Annotated in this window: 20 protein-coding genes; 10 read left to right on the top strand and 10 right to left on the bottom strand. The window is 63.4% G+C overall.

The window, feature by feature from the left end:
- Positions 1–10: 10 nt before the first annotated feature.
- Complete coding sequence (locus tag X750_RS161905) at positions 11–1039, top strand: zinc-dependent alcohol dehydrogenase family protein (protein ID WP_023746554.1); 1029 nt, start codon at positions 11–13, stop codon at positions 1037–1039.
- A 251-nt stretch (positions 1040–1290) separates the two neighbouring features.
- Here X750_RS161905 and X750_RS161900 read toward each other — a convergent pair whose 3' ends face one another.
- Positions 1291–2400: a TRAP transporter substrate-binding protein gene (locus tag X750_RS161900; RefSeq protein ID WP_023725935.1), complete on the bottom strand. Its 1110-nt coding sequence runs from the start codon at positions 2398–2400 to the stop codon at positions 1291–1293.
- Positions 2401–2621: 221 nt separating this feature from the next.
- Here X750_RS161900 and X750_RS161895 point away from each other — a divergent pair, with 221 nt between their 5' ends.
- The gene (locus X750_RS161895; protein WP_023746555.1) at positions 2622–3395 is read left to right on the top strand and encodes a gamma-glutamyl-gamma-aminobutyrate hydrolase family protein; all 774 of its coding nucleotides are present in this window, start codon (positions 2622–2624) and stop codon (positions 3393–3395) included.
- Positions 3396–3405: 10 nt separating this feature from the next.
- On the opposite strand, the gene X750_RS161890 is transcribed toward X750_RS161895, so the two are convergent.
- The 5 genes from X750_RS161890 to X750_RS161870 all read right to left on the bottom strand — a co-directional run bounded on the left by X750_RS161890 (position 3406) and on the right by X750_RS161870 (position 7984).
- Positions 3406–3816 (bottom strand): hypothetical protein, encoded by a 411-nt coding sequence (locus X750_RS161890; protein ID WP_023683514.1) that lies wholly within the window; start codon positions 3814–3816, stop codon positions 3406–3408.
- Positions 3817–3898: 82 nt separating this feature from the next.
- Positions 3899–4882, bottom strand: coding sequence for a 2-hydroxyacid dehydrogenase (locus X750_RS161885; RefSeq protein WP_023746556.1), 984 nt, complete (start codon positions 4880–4882; stop codon positions 3899–3901).
- Positions 4879–5901, bottom strand: coding sequence for a LacI family DNA-binding transcriptional regulator (locus X750_RS161880; protein WP_023671355.1), 1023 nt, complete (start codon positions 5899–5901; stop codon positions 4879–4881). Before X750_RS161880 ends, X750_RS161885 begins: the two co-directional genes overlap by 4 nt.
- A 63-nt stretch (positions 5902–5964) precedes the next feature.
- Positions 5965–6849 (bottom strand): DMT family transporter, encoded by an 885-nt coding sequence (locus tag X750_RS161875; protein ID WP_032902466.1) that lies wholly within the window; start codon positions 6847–6849, stop codon positions 5965–5967.
- A gap of 193 nt (positions 6850–7042) precedes the next feature.
- Positions 7043–7984, bottom strand: a complete 942-nt coding sequence (locus X750_RS161870; protein ID WP_023746558.1) for a LysR family transcriptional regulator — start codon at positions 7982–7984, stop codon at positions 7043–7045.
- A 128-nt stretch (positions 7985–8112) separates the two neighbouring features.
- Between X750_RS161870 and X750_RS161865 the strand changes: the two genes are divergently transcribed.
- Positions 8113–8901 (top strand): alpha/beta fold hydrolase, encoded by a 789-nt coding sequence (locus X750_RS161865; RefSeq protein ID WP_023689240.1) that lies wholly within the window; start codon positions 8113–8115, stop codon positions 8899–8901.
- On the opposite strand, the gene X750_RS161860 is transcribed toward X750_RS161865, so the two are convergent.
- Positions 8898–9305, bottom strand: coding sequence for a DUF2000 family protein (locus X750_RS161860; RefSeq protein ID WP_023746559.1), 408 nt, complete (start codon positions 9303–9305; stop codon positions 8898–8900). The two genes, X750_RS161865 and X750_RS161860, sit on opposite strands and share 4 nt — an antisense overlap.
- 46 nt (positions 9306–9351) lie before the next feature.
- On the opposite strand from X750_RS161860, the gene X750_RS161855 reads away from it, so the two are divergent.
- Positions 9352–10215 (top strand): AraC family transcriptional regulator, encoded by an 864-nt coding sequence (locus X750_RS161855; protein ID WP_023711333.1) that lies wholly within the window; start codon positions 9352–9354, stop codon positions 10213–10215.
- Between the two features lie 10 nt (positions 10216–10225).
- On the opposite strand, the gene X750_RS161850 is transcribed toward X750_RS161855, so the two are convergent.
- Positions 10226–10696, bottom strand: a complete 471-nt coding sequence (locus tag X750_RS161850; protein WP_023671361.1) for a MarR family winged helix-turn-helix transcriptional regulator — start codon at positions 10694–10696, stop codon at positions 10226–10228.
- A gap of 421 nt (positions 10697–11117) precedes the next feature.
- Here X750_RS161850 and X750_RS161845 point away from each other — a divergent pair, with 421 nt between their 5' ends.
- Both X750_RS161845 and X750_RS161840 read left to right on the top strand, forming a co-directional pair.
- Positions 11118–12170, top strand: coding sequence for a GTP-binding protein (locus X750_RS161845; protein WP_023683509.1), 1053 nt, complete (start codon positions 11118–11120; stop codon positions 12168–12170).
- 249 nt (positions 12171–12419) lie between these two features.
- Positions 12420–13394 carry a WD40 repeat domain-containing protein gene (locus X750_RS161840; protein WP_023746560.1) on the top strand — a complete coding sequence of 325 codons (975 nt, stop codon included), beginning with the start codon at positions 12420–12422 and terminating at the stop codon, positions 13392–13394.
- Between the two features lies 1 nt (position 13395).
- On the opposite strand, the gene X750_RS161835 is transcribed toward X750_RS161840, so the two are convergent.
- Positions 13396–13848 carry a hypothetical protein gene (locus tag X750_RS161835; RefSeq protein ID WP_023683507.1) on the bottom strand — a complete coding sequence of 151 codons (453 nt, stop codon included), beginning with the start codon at positions 13846–13848 and terminating at the stop codon, positions 13396–13398.
- 155 nt (positions 13849–14003) lie between these two features.
- Between X750_RS161835 and X750_RS161830 the strand changes: the two genes are divergently transcribed.
- From X750_RS161830 to X750_RS161815, 4 genes are all read left to right on the top strand, one after another.
- On the top strand, positions 14004–15386 hold the full coding sequence (locus X750_RS161830) for an aspartate aminotransferase family protein (RefSeq protein ID WP_023746561.1): 1383 nt from the start codon (positions 14004–14006) through the stop codon (positions 15384–15386).
- Positions 15387–15421: 35 nt separating this feature from the next.
- Positions 15422–16807 carry a glutamine synthetase family protein gene (locus tag X750_RS161825; RefSeq protein WP_023746562.1) on the top strand — a complete coding sequence of 462 codons (1386 nt, stop codon included), beginning with the start codon at positions 15422–15424 and terminating at the stop codon, positions 16805–16807.
- 119 nt (positions 16808–16926) lie between these two features.
- On the top strand, positions 16927–18162 hold the full coding sequence (locus X750_RS161820; RefSeq protein WP_023694722.1) for a putative DNA modification/repair radical SAM protein: 1236 nt from the start codon (positions 16927–16929) through the stop codon (positions 18160–18162).
- A gap of 2 nt (positions 18163–18164) precedes the next feature.
- Positions 18165–19634 carry a UdgX family uracil-DNA binding protein gene (locus tag X750_RS161815; protein WP_023746563.1) on the top strand — a complete coding sequence of 490 codons (1470 nt, stop codon included), beginning with the start codon at positions 18165–18167 and terminating at the stop codon, positions 19632–19634.
- 276 nt (positions 19635–19910) lie between these two features.
- Here the strand turns inward: X750_RS161815 and X750_RS161810 are convergent, their stop codons facing one another.
- Entirely contained in the window at positions 19911–21191 is a 1281-nt protein-coding gene (locus X750_RS161810; RefSeq protein ID WP_023746564.1) for a glycerate kinase, read from the bottom strand.
- Positions 21192–21246 lie beyond the last annotated feature (55 nt).

Here is a 21246-nt window from a genome sequence, read left to right on the forward strand (position 1 = left end):
TGAGGATGTCATGAGAGCCGTGCGCCTGGAAGCCGTGGGGAGCATTGCGCTACGGGAGGTCGACAAGCCTATTGCGGGACCGCAGGACGTTCTGGTGCGCGTCGAAGCCTGCGGCGTTTGCGGCACCGACCGTCACCTCCTCCACGGCGAATTCCCTTCGAGCCCGCCGGTGACGCTTGGTCACGAATTCTGCGGCATCGTCGAGGCCGTTGGAGACGCGGTTTCCGGCATCGCCGTCGGCGACCGTGTTACCGGCGATCCCAACATCTTCTGCGGGCGCTGCAGTCATTGTCGGGCCGGCCGGGTGAACTTGTGCAGCAATCTCAGGGCTATCGGCATCCACCGCGACGGCGGCTTCGCCGACTACGTCGTGATGCCGCAGAGCCAGGCCTTCCTTCTGCCTGCGAACCTCAAGCCAACGCATGGCGCCTTCTGCGAGCCGCTGGCCTGCTGCCTGCACGCTGTCGACCTCGCCGGCATCAGGCCTGGCGCTGCCGTCGTGGTGCTTGGTGGCGGCGTCATCGGCCTGCTTACCGTGCAATTGGCGAGGCTCGCAGGAGCGGCGACCATCATCCTGTCGACGCGGCAGGCCTCCCGCCGTGCGCTCGCCGAAGAGCTCGGTGCAACGGCGACGGTCGACCCAAGCGCGGTCGACCCGATCGAGGCGATCGCCGGCCCAGCCGGCCTTGTGCCCGGCGGGGCCGACGTGGTGCTCGAATGCGCCGGTGTCCCCGATACCGTCGAACAATCGGTGAGGCTGGCGAAGTCCGGCGGCACGGTGGTGATCGTCGGCGTGATGCCGCAAGGCGTGAAAGTGCCCTTCGAACCGTTCGACATCCTGTTTCGCGAGCTGAAGGTTCTCGGCTCGTTCATCAATCCCTTCACCCACAGGCGGGCAGCGGACCTTGTCGCGTCCGGCGCAATCGAGATCGACAAGCTCATCTCAAGGCAGGTCGGCCTGGAGGAAGCCGCCTCGGTGATCGCCAACCCGGCCGCCCCCGGCGAGGTCAAGGTGTTGGTGGTGCCGGGCAGGGAATGAAGGGCAGCCTCAATCCTGCGACGTTGGCGATTGGCGAAACGACGATGACCGCGTCCCTCTCCCCGTCACTATACGGGGAGAGGATGCCGGCAGGCAGGTGAGGTGCAGCGTCAACGCTTGGAAAGATAAGCTATAATTTCGGGGCGGCTACCAAGCCCAAGGCGATCAATCGCCGAAGTTTGCGCCGCCCCTCATCCACCTGCCGGGACCTTCTCCCCGTATAGTGACGGGGAGAAGGGACAGATCCCAGCCTACAGTTTGCCGTTGCGCTGCTGGACCATCATGAAGGTGTCGTAATTGTACTCGGCCACCTGCGCCCACAGATAGTGCTCCTTGCGGAAGCCCTTGATCGAGTCCCAGATCTTCTTGAACGGTGCGTTGGTGGCTTCCATTTCGGTGTAGACCTCATTGGCCTTCTCGAAACAGGCGGCCATGATGTCCTGGCTGAACGGGCGCAATTTCGCGCCGCCGGCCACCAGCCGCTTGACTGCTGCAGGATTGAGGTAGTCGTATTTCTGCAGCATGTTGGCGTCCGCCGCGTGCGCGGCCGTGTGCACCAGCGACTTGTAGGCCGGCGAAAGCTCTTCGTACTTCGCCTTGTTGAACAGGAGATGGACGGTCGGGCCGCCTTCCCACCAGCCGGGATAGTAGTAATAGGGCGCGACCTTGTAGAAGCCGAGCTTCTCGTCGTCATAGGGGCCGACCCATTCGGCGGCGTCGATCGTGCCTTTTTCCAGCGCCGGATAGATGTCGCCACCGGCGATCTGCTGCGGTACGACGCCGAGCTTCGAGACCACTTTGCCGGCAAAGCCGCCGATGCGCATCTTGAGGCCGGAAAGATCGGCGACGGTGTTGATCTCCTTGCGGAACCAGCCGCCCATCTGCACGCCGGTGTTGCCGCCGGGCAGGCCGAACAGGCCTTGCGTGGCGAGAAACTCGTTGAACAGGTCGATGCCGCCGCCATGATAGTGCCAGGCATTCATGCCGCGCGCGTTGAGCGAGAACGGCACCGCCGCACCGAGCGCCCATGTCGGGTCCTTGCCCCAATAATAGTATGACACCGTGTGGCAGGCCTCGACGGTGCCGGCCGTGGTGGCGTCGGCGGCCTGCAGGCCGGGTACGAGTTCGCCGGAGGCGAAGACCTGGACCTGGAAATTGCCGTCCGTCGCCTCAGACAGCATCTTGGAGAAGACTTCGGCGCCGCCATAGATCGTATCGAGTGACTTGGGGAAAGATGACGCCAGCCGCCACGTCACTTTAGGATTGGACTGGGCGATTGCCGGTGCGGCTAGCGTCGCGGCAGCCGCCGCTGCGCCCACGCCGGTGACCCCGGCCTTGCGGATGAATGAACGACGATCCATGCAGAACCTCCCTTTTGGACCAACAAACCGACATCAGGGACGTCTCCTCACGCCCGGTATCGATTTGCCGAAACAATACACGGGCAAGGGGTCGAGTCCAGCATGGCAGCGGGATTTGACGGCGGCGCTGGCGAAACTTGCCATGGAAAAGCGCCTTCGGATCGCCTATTTTGCAGGCACAATAGCTATTCGCTTCGCGCCAAATGGAATCCGGACCCAAAATGCACCAGCCGCTCGTCGCCATATCAACCGACGTCCGTCAGTTCGACAACTACACCTGGCATGCCGTCCCGCAGCAATATATCGAGGCAGCACTTTCCGGCGCCGGCGTGTTCCCGCTTTTGGTGCCGTCATTCGGTGACCGGCTCGACTTCGACGAGCTGTTGTCTTCGGTCGACGGTGTCATGGTCACTGGCTCGAAGTCCAACGTGCATCCATCGCTCTATGGCGGCGACGCCAGCGAAGCCAACGGCCCCTACGACCCGGCGCGCGATTCCACCACGCTGCCGCTAATCCGCAAGGCGATCGAGCGCGGCGTGCCGCTGCTTGCCATCTGCCGCGGCATCCAGGAGTTGAACGTTGCGCTGGGCGGCACGCTTGGCACCGAGATCCAGGAGCGCGAAGGCTCGCTCGACCATCGCGCGCCGGTGAGCGACAACCAGGACGAACGCTTCGCCATTCACCAGACCATTTCGATCAAGCCGGGCAGCTGCCTGGCCGGCGTGTTTGGCGCCGGCGACATCAAGGTCAACTCGCTGCACCGCCAAGGCATCGACCGGCTCGGCTCGAAGCTGCAGGTCGAGGCGGTTGCCGGCGACGGCACGGTGGAGGCAGTTTCGGTGAAGGACGCCCGCGCCTTCGCCGTCGGCGTGCAATGGCACCCCGAATACTGGGTCAAGTCGGACGACAACTCGGCCAAGATCTTCCGCGCCTTCGGCGATGCGGTGCGGCTGCATGCGGCGGCGAAGGCCGGCGCGCGGGCGGCGGCGGAATAAATCCCGACGATCAATTGCCGGCGGATTGATCCCGTTCGCCGGTTGTCGCCAGCGAAAGCAGCGGCGTGGCCGGAGCGTAGGATTCGTAGCCGTCGCCATCCGCAACCGAGAAGGTGACGATCGGGTCGGTGCCGTCGGCGCTGAACGCGATCGTGCCGTCCTCGCCCTCTCGCCAGAATTTTGCCCGCTCGATCCCCGGCAGCAACCCGCGGCAGTTCGGCGCCACGGTCAACAGCGACAGGCCATCGTCAATCGCGGCGCCGCGGCTAACCGCGCAGTCGCCTTCGTCGCCATTGGCGACCAGCCTGAAGGTGGTTGCCGGCCTTGCTTCATTGGCCGAACTTTCACTGCTGCCGCCGTGAAACAGCTGAAAGCCGGCGAAAAGTGCCGCTGCCGCAATCAATGCGGGAAGTTTCGTCATCTTGCACTCCGCGCCCCCCGGCGCAGATGCAGAATGATTCCAAAGCGTTAAGCCGACGTTAACGAGTGTGGCAGACAGCCGCTCAGCTTCGTGGCTTGACTTGCGCCGTCTCCGGCACCGGGGTCAGTGGCCGGCGCTCGCTGAACCAGGATACCAGATTGTCGACGCACAGATCCGCCATGGCGCGGCGCGTGTGGTGCGAGGCCGAACCGACATGGGGCAAAAGCGAGGTGTTGGGCGCCTCCAGCAAAGCCTTGGGCACATTCGGTTCATCGGCGAAAACATCGAGCCCGGCCGCGGCGATGGTGCCGTTGGCAAGCGCTGCGGCGAGGTCTGCCTCGTCGACCGTGCTGCCACGGCCGATGTTGACGAAAACGCCGTTGGCGCCAAGCGCCGCCAGGATTTCGGCATTGACCGCCTTCTCCGTGGAAGCGCCGCCCGGCACTACGGAAATCAGCGTATCGACCGCTTCGGCAAGGCCCTTCAGCGTCGGGTGGTATTCATAAGCCAGACCTTCGACCTTGCGCCTGTTGTGGTAGGCCACCGGCAGCCCGAACGCTTCCAGCCGGCGCGCAATGGCAAGGCCGATGCGGCCCATGCCGAAAATGCCGACATGCCGACCGCGCAAGGTCAGCCGGCTCAGGGGATAGTTGCCCTTCTTCACCCAACTGCCGTCGCGCAGCCATTTCTCGGCGTTGTAAAGTTCACGCACGGTGTTGAGCAAAAGGCCGATCGTGGTGTCGGCGACCTCCTCGGTCAAAACATCGGGGGTGTTGGTGACCATGATGTTTTTCTTGGCCGCATGGCCGGCATCGACCGAATCATAGCCGACGCCGAAGGAGGCGATGAGTTCGAGGTTGGGCAATGCATCCATCAATGCCGCATTGACGCCGGCAAAGGACGCAATGGCGCGCACGTCATGGCGCATCTCGTCGGTGACCAGGGCGGGATCGGCGCGCTCTATCTTGACCCGCTTGAAGGTGCGGTCGATGCGCTCGACCGCATGGTCGTTGAAATGTCCCGGCACCAGAACGGCGACGGTCTGCAACGCATCAGTCTTGGTCATGCACGCTCCACCGGCTTGCCGGTCGACTGGCGCACATGCAGTTCCGGCTTGATCAGTTCCTGTGACGGCCGTACCGCCTGTCCGTTCAGCTTGTCGAGCAGCGCGCTGGCGGCACGGCGGCCAACCTCTCGCTGGCCATTCCAGACTGTGGTGAGCGCCGGTGTCGCGATTGCCGCCTCCTCGAGATCGTCATAGCCGGTGACCGATATGTCGGCGCCCGGCACCAGGCCGGCGCGGGCAATGCCGTTCATCAGCCCTATGGCGACGAGATCATTCCAGCAGCAGGCGGCGGTTGGCTTGTCTTTAAGCGCCAAAAACTGTCCAGCCGCCTCGAATCCGCCCTGCTTGGTGCGCGGCCCGGCAATGCGCCAGGACGGCCTGACTTCCAGCCCGGCGGCTTCCATGGCGTTGAGATAGCCCTGGTAGCGGTCGCGCCCGGTCGAGGTCTGGTCGGTGCCGCCGATCATGGCGATGCGCTTGTGCCCGAGCGAGATCAGGTGATTGGTGGCAAGTGCTGTGCCATAGGCATCGTCGCCGCGAAACACCGGCACGTCGGCGCCTTCCACGCTGCGTGCGATCAGCACCGCCGGCAGGCCGTTTTCTTCGGCCATGACGATGTCGGAAGCCGGCGTGCCGATGGCCGGCGACATGATGACGCCGTCGGCGCCGAGCTGCAGCAGCGTGTCGATGAAGGTGCGCTGCTTTTCCAGCTGGTCGTAGTGGTTGGACAGGATAAAGGTCTGCCGGCTGCGATCGAGTTCGCTTTCGATGGAGCGCAGGATCTCGGCGAAGAACGGGTTCATGATGTCGTGCACGACGACGCCGACAATCCCCGAGCGCGAGGTGCGCAGTGAGGCGGCGCGGCGGTTGTAGATATACCCGATGGCCCGCGCATGCTCCTTGATGCGGTCACGCGTGGCGCCTGCGACCAGTGGACTGTCGCGCAAGGCGAGGGAGACCGTGGCCGTGGAGACGCCAAGCGCATCCGCGATCGTCGAAAGCTTGATCTTTTGTGCCAGCCCTTCGCTCCCCGTTTTTTAAATTTTTTAAATGCGGCGTTATGCCATCGGATTCGGAGCAAATCAAAGTTTTTTCGCCAGCGCCTCCGCTTCGACATCGACGGTCGTGCGATTGCGCAGCCGCAAACGGTGCTCGCGATGGATGATGTAAAGGCCGCTGGCGACGATGATCGCAGCACCCACCAGCGTCCAGCGGTCGGGGAACTGGTGGAAGATGATCCAGCCGGACAGGATCATCCAGACCATCTGCGAATACGGGTAAGGCGCCAGCGCCGTGGTGGTCGCCAGTCGGTAGGCCTGCACCAGCAGCCAGTGGCCGCCGGCGCCGAACACGCCCAGCATCACCAGGATGACCCAATGCCAGCCATCCTGCGGCAGCTGATGCGAGAACGGCAGCATCGGCAAAAGGAGCACGGCCGGCGCCAGCGCCGAAAACAGGATCAGGCTTTCCGAGCTTTCGCTGGCCGACATGCGGCGCGTCATGATGACGTAAAAACAGTTCGACAGCATGGAGCCGAGCGCGAAGAGGTGGCCGAGACCGAACACGCCGACGCCCGGCCTTGTGATGACGAGCACGCCGACAAAACCCGTCAGGATCGCCAGCCAGCGCCGCCAGCCGGCCCATTCACCAAGCAGCGGTCCGGCAAGGGCGGTGATCACCATCGGCCCGAAGAAGTAGATCGAGGTGGTCTCGGCCAGTTGAAGCGTTTTGAGCGCCATGACGTTGCACATCGTCGAGCCGAACAACAGACCGCCGCGCAGGATGTGGGCCGGCAAATTGTTGGCGCGGAAGCGCGACGGCTCGCGCCAGCCGCGCAGGAAGACGCCGACAAGCAGGACATGGACGGTGAAGCGGGCCCAGGCGACGATCAGCGCCGAGACGCCGGCCAGGACCAGATATTTGCTCGATGTGTCGAGAAAGGTGAAAAAGACATAGGTGGAAAGCATGAACAGCATCGCGGCGGGCGGCGTTGCGCTTTCGTCTGATTTTGCGGGAACGTTCAATGTCAGGCCGGGCAGGGAGGAGCAACGCTTAACCTTTGCGGCAATCGCCTGCGCCCGGCAAGCCAAAAGCGACTGGCACAACAGGCGTCTGAGACAGGTTCAGCGCAGGCCAATCCGATGCCCAATCCGATGCCAGCTAAGGCGCCTTGCGTTCCGCTGCGACGTTCTGACATCCCGGTGCTTTGCCGTCGGATGCCATTTGCGCCTGGAGATGAAGCCACAACGCCTGGGCGACGGGTCCATGCGGTCGGTCGCGCCGGCGCACCGCCGCCAAGGTCTCCGTCCGGCCGGGCAGATGTGCACCAGCGATCGAGATCAGCCTCCTATCCCGCAGTTCATCCTCGATCAGCCATCCCGGCAGATGGCCCCAGGCCAGTCCGTGAAGGATCAGTTCCTTCTTCATCAGATGATCCGGCGCCGAGCACTGATGCGCACCGTCGATGAGGAAATAGCTCTCCGGCGATGGCCGCCGCGCCGTGTCGCGGATCACGCACTGGGTGAAGGGCCGCATCTGCTCCGGCGCAATCTCGCGGCCAGGCGCGAACGGAAGGAACCCAGGCGCCACCACCGGCACGAGGGGCACCGCGCAGAGATCGATCCGCTCGAGATGCGGATCGGAAGGATCCGCGCGATGGAAGATGAGGTCAGCCGAGCCTTCCATCAACCGTTCGAGCGGACCGCCGACCGCCTCGTACTCCAGGTGCAGGCGTGTCCCGGTGCGTTCGGCAAAGAAGCCGCTGAGCATACGCAGGATTTGCGGTCGCGGGCAGAGATCACCCATGACGACACGCAGGACCGTCTCCTCGCCGCTCGCCAACTGGCCCGCATAGGTTCGCAGATGGTCGAGCTCGCGCAATGTCAGCTGCGCTCGCGCGTGAAACTCGCGGCCCGCCTCCGTCAGCCCCACCCGATATCCGCTGCGGTCGAGAAGTGTGAGCCCGAGCAACTGCTCGAGGCGTGCGACAGCGGCGAAGACGGATGGATGCGATCGGTTCAAGGCAAGGGCGGCCGCCTGGAAGCTGCCCTCGCTTGCCACGGCGTCAAAGCACCGTAGGTCGTGGAGTTTTAGACCATTCATTATCGTAAAAACCTACTGAGATCGTCCAATCATAGTAATTTTCCTGGATAATTACGAGGCCTAGGGTGGCTCATTCAAAGGGCGGCGGGAGCATCGAACTCCTTTCGCCAGGGTGAGATGAGGACCAGATGACTGACACGCTTTATTTTACGACGGGCGACGGCTGCCGGATCGCCTATCAGCTGGCGGGGGCCGGCCCTGTGCTTGTGCTCTCGAATTCCATTGCGACGAACCTGCATATGTGGGACCGGCAGCTTGCGGAATTTGCCGGATCTTTCCGGGTGCTGCGCTATGATCTGCGCGGCCACGGCAGTTCCGATGCTCCGGCCGGAGCCTATTCGCTCGATCGGCTGGGCCGCGACGTCCTTGAGCTGCTGGATGCGCTTCAGATCGCCCGCGTGCATTTCTGCGGGCTGTCGCTGGGCGGCTTCGTAGGGCAGTGGCTGGGTATCCATGCCCCGGACCGCATCGAGCGTCTCATCCTTTCCAACACCTCGCCACATCTCGGGCCGGCTTCTTACTTTGACGAGCAGATCCGTACTGTCCTTGCTGCGAGCAACATGTCGGCCGCCGCGGACATGTTCATGCACAACTGGTTTCCCGCCTCGATGCTTGCCGGCCCAAACGAAACCGTCGACGCGTTCCGCGCGATGGTCCTGGCGACGCCGCCCCAAGGTCTCGCGGGATGCTTCGCCGCCGTACGCGATTGCGATCTGCGCCGGACTGTCTCCCTCATTACCGCCCCCACCCTGGTGATCGGTGGAGAAGACGACAAGGTAACACTGGCAAGCCACAGCGAGGCGATCGCAGCCAGCATCCCCGGCGCCACGCTTACACTGCTTCCGGGCGTCCATATGCTGAACGTCGAGCGGCCGACTGAATTCATGAGCGCCGTTACACGCTTCCTGCTGAATTAGGCGTGCATGCGGGCGCCCTTGGTGATCTTGTCGACGAGTTTCTTGTCGGCACGCAGCGCGATGCCGACGATCTTGGCGTCCTCAGGGCCGAACTCGGCGAAGACGGCGCGGTTGGCCGCATCGAAGCCGGTGGCAAACATCTCCTCGACATAGGCTGACGCCGTCACGCGCCGCTCCAGCGCCTTCCGGTGGATGGAGTTGAGCGTCGGCCCATCGGCCGAAAGCACGATGACCGGCTGGATCGACAGAGGATTGTAAAGGTTGCCGGCGCGGTCGCGGTAGGGTTCGCCGATAATGCCGGGGAATTGCGCGACGATGCCGCTGGTCAGGAAGGCGGCGACGTTGAGCTTTTGCCAGACGGCGAGATCGTCCCGCAGCACGATTGCAAATTTCGTATCGAACACCAAAATGAGGACTCCGGAGCACGCCCATGAAGGGCAGGGATAGGTGATGACGCACGATCTAGAAGGTGAGGCGACGCAGGGTCTTGAACGTTCGTGCGCGGATGAAGACCGGATCGTGTCGGCGCCTGTTACCGCTGGCATCGAGCGCATCGAGGCGCATTTCCATGGCAACGCCTTCGACCTGCACCGTCATGATACACTTGCCGTCGGCGTGACGCTTTCCGGTGTGCAGCGCTTCCACTACAGGGGCACTGTCAACCACAGCCTGCCCGGCCAGGTTATCGTGCTGCATCCCGACGAAGTGCACGATGGCGGCGCCGGGACCGAGGATGGTCTGCGCTACCGGATCCTCTATCTGGAACCGTCACTGCTGCTCGACTGCCTCGACGGCGCGCCGCTGCCTTTCGTCAGGGATGCTGTGGTCAGCGATCCTGCCTTGCGTGGCACGCTGCTTTCGGCTCTGGCGCCGCTCGACGAGGAACTGGACGAGCTGTTCGTCGCCGATTTCGTTGCGGAGCTGGCGCAGCATCTGGGGCGTCATGCGGGACAGAAGGCAAAGCCGATGGGGAAGTCGGCCTCGCGTGCGGCGGCGCTGGCGCGCGGCTATCTCGAGGAGAATGCCGAGCGGTCCGTTCGTTCCGATGAGCTGGAAGCCGTCACCGGGCTCGACCGCTATGCGCTGTCACGCCATTTTCGCGCGACCTATTCCACCAGCCCGCATCGGTTCCTGCTGATGCGCCGGCTGCAAAAGGCAAGACGGATGATCGAGGTGGGCGAGCCGCTGGCCGAGATTGCCGTTGGCGCCGGCTTCAGCGACCAGAGCCATTTCAACAGGCATTTCAAGAAAGCATTCGGCCTGACGCCCGGCCGCTGGTCGACCCTGGTGCGCGGGCCTTCGGTAGCCGCCTAGGTCAGGAAGATCAATCGTCGATGTCGCCATCGTCGTCGACAAGCACCAGCTCCTCGTTCGACAAATTGGCCTCGATGCGGGCGAGCAGCTTGAACAGCGTCTTCTGTTCTTTCTTGTCGAGGCCCTTCAACGCCTGCTTCTCGGTCTTCTTCACCGACTTCTCGATGGCGTGGATGATCTCGCGGCCGGTGTCGGTGAGAAAGATATGCGCCTGGCGTGCATCCGCGGAAGAGGCGCGCTTTTCCAAAAAGCCCTGGGCCTGCAGCCGGTTGATGGTCTTGGTGATGGTCGGCGGGCGCACGCCGAGGCGGCCGGCGAGATTGCCGGGCGTCTGGCCGTCCTCGCGGTCGAGCGTCAGCATGATCTGGTCCTGGCCGGCATAGAAGCCGTGCGCCAGAAGCCGCGCCGCCAGCGCGGTCCTTGCCAGCCTTGCCGCCGAATGCAGCCGGCTCATCGTTGCAGTCTTGTCCGCCTTGGCCATGGTGATCCCTCTTCGGCCGTACCGGTGCGTGCAGCATAGACGCAGCCGGCCGGTTGGCAATCGACGATCAAAAAGATTCCGGCTTTCGAAACAGCTTTGCCGGCAAGCATTTGTGGTGCTCGAAATGGTGATGCCAGATGTTTATTTCAGTTAGATGACAAACGAGTTTCCGCCAAGGCGATTGCAACGGTTTGACGCGGCGCGGCTTAGCACAGATCAACGAAGAGGCGTTTCCAGCGACACGTTGATGGTCGGCATCCCTCGCACTCGGCCTCTCGGGTCTACCCATCCGCTTCGTCAATCCTGGGTCAAACACCCAGGCGGTTTGCCTCGTGCAAAAGGCCGGCACACATCCTATATCAGGCCAACAATCCCTTCTTGCGGCCCGCAATTCCGTGGCCCAGCCATTTCGAGGCAAGATATGAGCGAAGCACAGACGCAAATCCCCGTGACCGTTCTCACCGGCTATCTCGGCGCCGGCAAGACGACGCTGCTCAACCGCATCCTGTCGGAAAACCATGGCAAGCGTTATGCCGTCATCGTCAATGAATTCGGCGAGATCGGCATCGACAATGATTTGATCGTGGAATCCGACGAGGAAATCTACGAAATGAACAATGGCTGCGTCTGCTGCACGGTGCGCGGCGACCTGATCCGCGTCGTCGAAGGCCTGATGCGCCGTCCCGGCCGCTTCGACGCCATCGTCGTCGAGACCACCGGCCTCGCCGATCCTGTGCCGGTGGCGCAGACCTTCTTCATGGACGACGACGTGCGCTCCAAGACCAAACTCGACGCTGTCGTGGCCCTGGTCGACGCCAAGCACCTGCCGCTCAGGTTGAAGGATTCCAAGGAAGCCGAGGACCAGATCGCCTTCGCCGATGTTGTCGTGCTGAACAAGACCGATCTGGTGACGCCCGAAGAGCTGGCCAAGGTCGAAGCCACCATCCGCGCCATCAACCCGGCGGCCAGGATTCACCGCACCACGCGCGCCGGCGTGGCGCTGTCCGAAGTGCTCGACCGCGGCGCCTTCGACCTGTCGCGCGCATTGGAAAACGATCCGCATTTTCTCGAGGCGCACGATCATGATCACGACCACCATGATCACGACCACGATCACCACGACCATGATCACGACCATCATCATCACGATCACGCGCATCCCTCCGACATCCATGACGTGACCGTGCAGTCGGTGTCGCTGCGCGGCGCCGAGATGGACCCGAAGAAATTCTTCCCGTGGATCGAGAAGATCACTCAGATGGAAGGTCCCAACATCCTGCGGCTGAAAGGCATCATCGCGCTCAAGGGCGACGACGAGCGCTATGTCATCCAGGGCGTGCACATGATCATCGAAGGCGACCACCAGCGCGCCTGGAAAGACGGCGAAAAGCATGAGAGCCGGCTGGTGTTCATCGGCCGCGAGCTTGACGCCGAACGGCTGAAGAAGAGCTTTGACGCCTGCCAGGCGGCTTGATTTCCGGACTCTATGGCGCTAGCGCTGCCCGCTCTTCCTTCTCCCCTTGTGGGAGTAGGTGGCCTCGCGAAGCGAGGTCGGATGAGGGGTGCTCCAGCTCGGCACCGACGGCGATCCGTCCAACACCCCTCATCCGTCTCGGCGCTGCGCGCCGATCCACCTTCTCCCACAAGGGGAGAAGGTTGACGCCAGGCCTGGCCGCCTCAGTGGCTTCCCGGGAGTGGTGACAGCTTCATTGGAATGGTCCTGATGCCCACAGTTGCTCCCCTCGACCTGGAAGGTCACTGCCTTGCCGCCGTCTTCCTCGACAACGTGCCGCATTTTGCGCTCGCCGATGGGACAGTTCATAGGCTCGACAACGGCCACAAGACAATTCAGGCCAATGACGGCCTGCTCTCCACGTTCCATGACGCCGCCAACGACCGCCTGATCACCGGCGGCGAGGACGGCAAGATTTTTGCCGTTGCCGCCGGCGGCAATGTCAGCGAACTCGCCAGCGCCGGCAAGAAGTGGATCACCAGCGTCGCCGCCGGGCCGCAAGGCGCTATCGCCTATGCCACAGGCAAGACTGCGTTCGTGCGCTTTGCCGACGGCAAGACCAAAGAGTTTGCCCATCCACGTTCGGTCGAGGGGCTGGCCTTCTCCCCCAAGGGCATGCGCTTCGGCGTCGCCCGCTACAATGGCGCGACGCTGCATTTCCCGGCCGCCGAGGGCAGACCGGTGGAGCTGGAATGGGCCGGCGCCCATACCGGCGTGACCTTCTCGCCGGATGGCGCCTTCCTCGTCACCACCATGCAGGAAAACGCGCTGCATGGTTGGAAGCTCGCCGACGGCAAGCACATGCGCATGACCGGCTATCCCTGCAAGGTCAAAAGCCTGTCGTGGAGCGTGAAGGGCAAGTGGCTGGCGAGTTCCGGCGCGCCGGCGGCGATCGTCTGGCCGTTTTCGGGCAAGGACGGCCCGATGGGCAAGGCGCCGCTGGAGCTCGGCACGCGCGGCAACGCCATGGTGACATCGGTTGCCTGCCATCCGAGCCAGGATGTCGTCGCCGTCGGCTATGATGACGGCATGGTCATGGCGGTGCGCTTTACCGATGCCAAAGAGGTGCTGTTGCGCCGCCCGGGCATGGGCGCCATCACCGCGATGATGTGGGACAAGGAAGAGCGCCGGGTCGCCTTCGGCAGTGCCGCCGGCGACTGCGGCGTCATCGATATCTCGGCGTGACCTATTCGGCTCCGCACGACACCTTGCCGGTCAATTCTTTCGGCTTGCCGTCCTGTTCCGTGTCGGCGGCGTTGTCGTAGACGGCAAGCGTGTACCGGCCGTCATAGACGCCCTCGTCACTGGTCTTGGTCAGGATCGTCAGTTCGACAGAGTTGAATTTATCTCCGAGCTGATGCTCGTGGTAGACGTTCAGCCGCAACTCCTTGTCGTCCAGCCAGTACTGGGTGAGGTCGGAATCCTCGAAGACGGTCTTGCGCAGACTGTCGCCTTCCGGCCGGCCAAGTATCTCGAGATCGCCGCGAAAATTGAAGGTCGGGCCGCCCATACCTCTGGTGACCCCGGCGCCGACCTCGAATTGCACCGCTTTGTCATCGACGGAACACCAGACGCCGCCCGATGCGGAAGCCGCAGCGGCCGACAAGAGTAGCGCAATAGCGCAGATGATCGTCCGCATTTTTCTCCCCAAACCACAGACCCGATCGCATTGGCGCCCGACTGCGCCGGAAGGTCAAGTCTGCCGAACTTGCTGCTGACCCAATGCAGCGCACCAACACGGCCAATTGCGGTTGCCGTCGCCAATTGGGTAGTGTGCCGGCCGAGAGGGATTTCATGTACAGCACGAACAGTTCAAAGGCGTCCATTGGCGGTATCAGCCGTGACCGCATCGCTGCATTGCGGACAAGCGAGGCGAACACCTTCCGCAAGGCGCGGCCGAAATCGCATGCCAAGGTCGGTAACGGCCTGCCAGGCTTCTTCGGCGGTGTGCCGATGCACTGGATGAACGACTGGCCGACGCCATTCCCGATCCTGGTCGAAAGCGCCAAGGGCGCCGCCATCACGGATATCGACGGCAACAGGCTGGACGATTTCTGCCTCGGCGACACCGGTTCGATGTTCGGCCATTCGCCGCCGCCGGTGGCGCGCGCCATCCGCCGCCAGGCCGGGCGCGGCCTGACCTATATGCTGCCTTCGGAGGATGCGCTGGCCATCGGGCCGCTGCTCACACAGCGTTTCGGTCTGCCGTTCTGGCAGATCGCCACCAGCGCCACCGACGCCAACCGCTTCGCGCTGCGTGTTGCCCGCGCTATCACCGGTCGGGAAAAGATCCTGGTCTTCAACGGCTGCTATCACGGCTCGGTCGACGAGACGATGGTCCGGCTGGTCGACGGCAAAGCTGTCAACCGGCCGGGCCTGGCGGGCGAATTCCGCGACCTGACCAGGACGGCGAAGGTCATCGAATTCAACGATGTTGCTGCACTGGAAGCGGCGCTCGCCGACCGCGATGTCGCCTGCGTCATCGCCGAGCCGGTGCTGACAAATTCCTGCATGGTGCTGCCCGATCCGGGTTTTCACGACGCCTTGCGCAAACTGACGCGCGCGGCCGGAACGCTGCTGCTGATCGACGAGACCCACACCATCTCGACCGGCCCAGGGGGCTACACCAGAAAATTCGGGCTGCAGCCCGACCTTTTCGTGCTGGGCAAGCCGATCGCCGGTGGCGTGCCGGCAAGCGTGTGGGGCATGAGCGACGAGGTCGCCTCGCGCTATGCCGACTACAACCGAACCAAGGAGCCGGGCTATTCCGGCATGGGCACGACGCTGTCGGCGAACCCGCTGCAGTTCGCAGCCATGCGCGCAACGCTCGAAGAGGTGATGACGCAGGAGAATTATGCCCGGATGGATCGCCTCGCCCTGCGGCTCGATGCCGGGCTGACCGGCGTCATCGATCGCTACAATCTGCCCTGGCATGTCGCCCGCGTCGGCGCCCGCGTCGAGTTCATCTGCGCCCCCGGCCCGCTCAGGAACGGCGCCGAAGCCGAGACTGCCCATGCGCCGGAGCTTGAGGCGGCTATCCATGTCGCGCTGGTCAACCAGGGCGTGCTGATCGCGCCTTTCCACAACATGATGCTGATCTCACCGGCCACCACCGGCGCCCAGGTCAACCGGCTGATCACCGCCTTCGCCACGGTTGCGGCAAGGCTGACGGCATGAGACAAGCTGCCAAGCCAAACTCGAGTACACTAATCATGACTTCACCTTCGGGCTCGACGCCCGCCGAGGCGCAAGCCTTTCTCGACGCCCATCCCGAAATCGAAGCCTTCGATATCGTCTTGACCGACGCCAACGGGGTCGGCCGCGGCAAGATCGTGCGCCGGCATGAGCTGAAAAGCATCTTCGAGGGCGGCCGCCACATGCCGATCTCGATCCTCGGCCTCGATATCACCGGCGAGGATGTTCACGAAACCGGGCTGATCTGGACGACCGGCGATGGCGACCTCAGGGCCTGGCCGATCCCCGGCACCCTGGTGCCGCTTTACGGCACGAACCCGCCGCGCGGCCAGTTGCTGATGGCGATGTACCATCTCGAGGGACAGCCTATGTCGTCGGACCCACGGCTGGCGCTGGCCAGGCAGGTCGACATCTTGGCGGCCAAGGGCCTCTATCCCGCCGGCGCCTTCGAACTCGAATTTTTCCTGCTTGCCAATGAGCGTGACGCCGACGGCAAGGTAAAGCCGGCGGACGCCGTGCTCGACGGCCGCCGCTCGGCCAAGACGGAAGTCTATTCCGTCGACCATCTGCACGGCATGGAGCCGCTGTTTTCCGACATCTATGCCGCGGCTAAGGCGCAAGGCATTCCGGCCGAAACGGTGATTTCCGAATACGCGCCCGGCCAGTACGAGCTGACGCTGAACTATCGCAAGGATGTCATGCGGGCGGCCGACGACCTCGTCATGTTGAAGCGGCTGGTGCGGGCGCAGGCGCGCCGCCATGGTGTCACCGCCTGCTTCATGGCCAAGCCGATCGAAAAATACGCCGGCTCCGGCATGCATTTCCATGTTTCGTTGCAGGACAAGAACGGCCGCAACGTTTTTGCCGAGGCTGGCGGCGAAAGCTGGTCGCTGCCGCTGCTGCAGGGGCTCGGCGGGCTGATCCAGACCATGGCCGAATCGATGCTGGTGTTTGCGCCGCACGCCAATTCCTGGCGGCGCTTCGTCTCGCAATCCTATGCGCCGGTGGCGCCGACCTGGGGCGTCAACAACCGTTCGGTGGCGCTGCGCGTGCCGGCGGGCGACGCCAAGAACCGGCGCATCGAGCACCGGCCGTCGGGCGTCGACGCCAATCCCTACCTGATCGCGGCAACGGTGCTGGCCGGCATCATCAAGGGTCTGGATGAAGGCCTCGACCCCGGCCCCGAAACCACTGGGAATGGCTATGAAGCCGCCATCACGCGCACGACCATGCCGGTCGACTGGCGCGCTGCGATCGAGGCGGCGCGGGCATCGAGCTTCCTGAAAGAGGCGCTTGGCGAGGATCTGCATCGCACCTTCGTGGCGATCAAGCAGTCGGAGTATCTGCGCGTCGCCCGCACCGTCAGCGAGCTGGATTACCACCTCTACCTCCACGAGGTCTGAGAGACCGCCTGGAACTCGGGCAGTCGTCCTGCTAGCCCGACGATCAGGCGGCGATTACTTTTTCGCCGCCTGCATCAAATGACGTGGCGCTGCAGCCTTCAAGAACATATCATGAACGGATGAGCGCACCCACCGTCCGTGAAAAGCTGGCGATCCTGTCAGACGCCGCCAAATACGATGCTTCCTGCGCCTCGTCCGGCTCGGCGAAGAAGGATTCGCTCCAATCCGGCGGTATCGGCTCCACAGAAGGCATGGGCATCTGCCATTCCTATGCGCCGGATGGCCGCTGCATTTCGCTCCTGAAAATCCTGCTCACCAATTTCTGCATTTACGATTGCAGCTACTGCATCAACCGCTCGTCATCGAATGTGCGCCGCGCCCGCTTTAGCATCGACGAGGTGGTGAAGCTGACCATGGATTTCTACCGGCGCAACTACATCGAGGGCCTCTTCCTGTCCTCAGGAGTCATCCGCTCCCCGGACGAGACCATGGCCGAAATGGTGGAAGTGGCGCGGCGGCTGCGGCTGGACGAAAAATTCTCCGGCTATATTCATCTGAAGACCATTCCGGAAAGCTCGGCCGAACTGGTCGAGCAGGCCGGGCTCTACGCCGATCGGCTGTCTATCAACGTCGAACTGCCGACCGATGAGGGCGTCAAGAAACTGGCGCCGGAGAAGAAGCCGGAAACGATCCGGCTTTCCATGGCGAACCTGCGCCGGAAGATGGAGGAAAAAGCCGAGCCGACGCTGAGGACCAAGAAGCGCGAACGCTTTGCGCCCGGAGGTCAGTCGACGCAGATGATCGTCGGCGCCGACAAAACATCCGACGACGGCATTTTGCACACCAGCGCGCGGCTCTATGGCAGCTATCACCTGCGGCGCGTCTATTATTCCGCCTTCAGCCCGATCCCGGATTCGTCATCGTCGCTGCCGCTGCAAAAACCGCCGCTGATGCGCGAGCACCGGCTCTATCAGGCCGACTGGCTGATGCGTTTCTACGGCTTTTCGCAGCCGGAAATCCTCGCCGGCAGCAGCGACGGCATGCTCGATCTCGCCATTGACCCCAAGCTCGCCTGGGCTTTGCGCAATCGGGCGAGGTTTCCCGTCGACATCAACCGCGCCGACCGCGAAGCGCTGCTGCGGGTTCCGGGTCTGGGCACCAAGGTGGTGGCGAAGATCCTTGAAACCCGCCGCCACCGACGCATGCGGCTGGAAGATGTCGGACGGATCTGCCATTCGATCGCCAAGCTGAGGCCCTTCATCATCGCCGAAGGCTGGTCGCCGGGCGGACTCACCGACAAGACAGGCCTGCGCGACACGATCGTAAAGTCCTGCGAACAACTGTCGCTGTTTTGACCATGCAGCCGGCTCAGCTCGACCTTGCCCGATACACTGTCCGGCTAGCGAGCCAGACCGATTTCGCCGGTTGGCGCGATGCGGCACGGCGTCTGGCGCTGAATGAGGTCCGGCCTGAGGATATTAGTTGGGGTGTCGGGTCCGACGCCAATGATCCTCAAGATGCCTTGCCGGCGGTGCCAGAGGGCGCGCAGCTTACCGTCCCGCGCGAGTTCATCGCCCATGCCGAAACCGCCTTCTGCCACTCCGACCCCGGCCGGTTTGCCTTTCTCTACTGGATGCTTTGGCGCCTGCGCACCGAGCCGAAACTGCTGGCGATCGCATCCGATCCCGACACCAGGCGGCTCGAAGCCATGGAAAAGGCGGTGCGGCGCGACAGCCATAAGATGCATGCCTTCGTACGCTTCCGGAAGATCGGCGACGGCGAGAACGAGCGCTACGTCGCCTGGTTCGAGCCGGAGCATTTCATTGTCGAGCGCAACGCGGATTTCTTCGTCCGGCGGTTCACCGGCATGCGCTGGACCATCCTGACGCCCTATGCCTCCGCCGACTGGAACGGCGAAAGGCTGGCGATCGGGCCGGGTGCGGCCAAGGGCGATGCACCCGATCAGGACGACACCGAGGCGTTGTGGCTGACCTATTTCGAAAACATCTTCAACCCGGCGCGGCTCAAGGTGAAGGCGATGCAGAAGGAGATGCCGAAGAAATATTGGCGGAACCTTCCCGAGGCCTCGCTCATTCCAGATCTGATCGCAGGAGCGGACGAGGCCGCCAGGGATATGATTGCCAGACTGCCGACAATGCCGGCGCCGCACCACGCCAAGCTGCAGGCAAGACATTGGCCGAAGCCCGAGCCGGCCGAGGCGCCGGATGAAGACGATGCCAAGACGATTTCCGATTTGCGCGAGGCTGCAAAGGGTTGTCGTCGCTGCCCGCTCTGGCGCGACGCGACACAGACCGTGTTCGGCGAGGGGCCGGATGACGCCAAAGTGGTCTTCGTCGGCGAACAACCTGGCGATCAGGAAGATCTCGCCGGCAAACCTTTTATCGGGCCAGCGGGCAAAGTGTTCGATGCAATTCTCGATGACGCAGGCGTCGACCGGCAAAAAGTCTACGTCACCAACGCCGTCAAGCACTTCAAGTTCGAGCCGCGCGGCAAGCGCCGCATCCACTCGAAGCCAAATACCGGCGAAGTCCAGGCCTGCCGCTGGTGGATCGGCCGGGAGCTTGAGCTGATCAAGCCGGACCTCGCCGTGGCGCTTGGGGCAACGGCGGCGTTGTCGCTGCTGGGCAAGGCCATTGCCGTGACGAAAATGCGCGGCCAGGTGATCGAGCGCGAGGACGGTTTGCGCGTGTTCATCACCATCCATCCTTCCTTCATCCTGCGTATTCATGAGCCGGCGGACAAGGAGGCAGAGCGCGAGCGGTTTCTCAGCGATATGAGAGAGGTGAAGCGGCTTATGGGGTCGTGAGATGAGCGAAAGCCTCAGCGACATCGTCATCCACGGGCGGAGCAAGGAGGGAAGCGACGCAGCGCAGACCCGAGGATTCATGCCGCGACGTTTGGACGCTGCTACGGTGCAGAATTCTGCTCCGCTGCGCTCGACGGCTAACATCACGGAATGGACCCGGGGCTTCGCGACGGAGCTTCGCTCCTGCTTCGCCCACGGATGACGAAGCTGAGTGGCTTCAGCCAATCACCTACGGTCGTGAATCCAACGTTGGAAACTTCGGCCGCCACGGCCGAATTAACTGATTAGGATTGCCCTCAGATCATTCACATTCGTACCCGTCGGCCCCGGCACGAACAGATCGCCGATCGCGTTGAACGCCGTCCAGGCATTGTTGCCGGCCAGCATCGCCTTGGTGTCGATGCCGGCGGCACGCATGCGCGAGACAGTCGAGCCATCGGCAAAGGCGCCGGCATTGTCTTCCGAGCCATCGATGCCGTCGGTATCGGCGGCCAGTGCATGAATACCTTCCGCGCCGCTGATGCCGATGGCAAAGGCGAGCAGGAATTCGGAGTTGCGGCCGCCCTTGCCCCTTTTTCCGTCAACAGGGGCCCGCAAAGTCACGGTCGTCTCGCCGCCGGACAGGATCAGCACCGGCTTTTGGAACGGCCGGTTGCGCGTCGCCACTTCGCGCGCAATGGCTGCATGCACGCCACCGACCTCGCGCGCCTCGCCCTCGATGGAATCGGAGAGGGTGACGGCTTCGATGCCTTGCCATTTTGCCTCAGCGGCTGCCGCTTCCAGCGATACGCCAGCCGAGGCGATCAGGTGCACTTCATTGCGTGAAAAGCGCTGGTCATCCGGATTTGGCGCATCGGCCTCTGGCGAGTTGATGTGCGCCATGACGGCGTCGGGCAGTTTCATGCCGTAGGCCGCTATCGAGGCCAGCGCATCGGCGCGGTTGCCGGAGTCGGGCACGGTCGGGCCGGAGGCCACCAGCGCCGGGTTGTCGCCGGGAATGTCAGAGACAACCAGTGATACCAGTTTGGCCGGCCAGGCGGCAGCTGCCAGCCGGCCGCCCTTGATGGTCGAGAGATGCTTGCGGATTGTGTTCATCGCCGCAATCGGCGCGCCGGAGGCAAGCAGCGCCTCGTTGACGGCGATTTCGTCGGCGAGGGTCAGGCCGGGGGCAGGCGACGGCAGCAGCGCCGATCCTCCGCCCGATATCAGCGCCACTACCAAGTCGTCCGCAGTCAGCCCTTGCACCTTTTCGAGCAGGCGCCGCGACGCCTCAAGACCGGCAGGGTCCGGTACCGGATGTGCCGCCTCGATGATTTCGATGCGCTCGCATCTGGCGCCATAGCCGTAGCGGGTGACGACCAGCCCTTCGATCGGCCCGTCCCACACCTTCTCGAATGCCGCCGCCATCTGCGCCGATCCCTTGCCGGCGCCAATGACAATGGTCCGCCCCTTCGGCCTGGCCGGCAGATGATCCCGGATGGTCCGTTCAGGATCGGCAGCGGCAACGGCGGCATCGAAGATCGAGATGAGAAAGGATTTTGGGTCGAGCACGGTCATAATTGGCCGCCATCCGCGGTTTGCGAGCTTCCGAAAAGCCGGCGCCGCCCCTCAC

The sequence above is a fragment of the Mesorhizobium sp. LNJC391B00 genome, assembly GCF_000502535.1.
Taxonomy (GTDB): Bacteria; Pseudomonadota; Alphaproteobacteria; order Rhizobiales; family Rhizobiaceae; genus Mesorhizobium.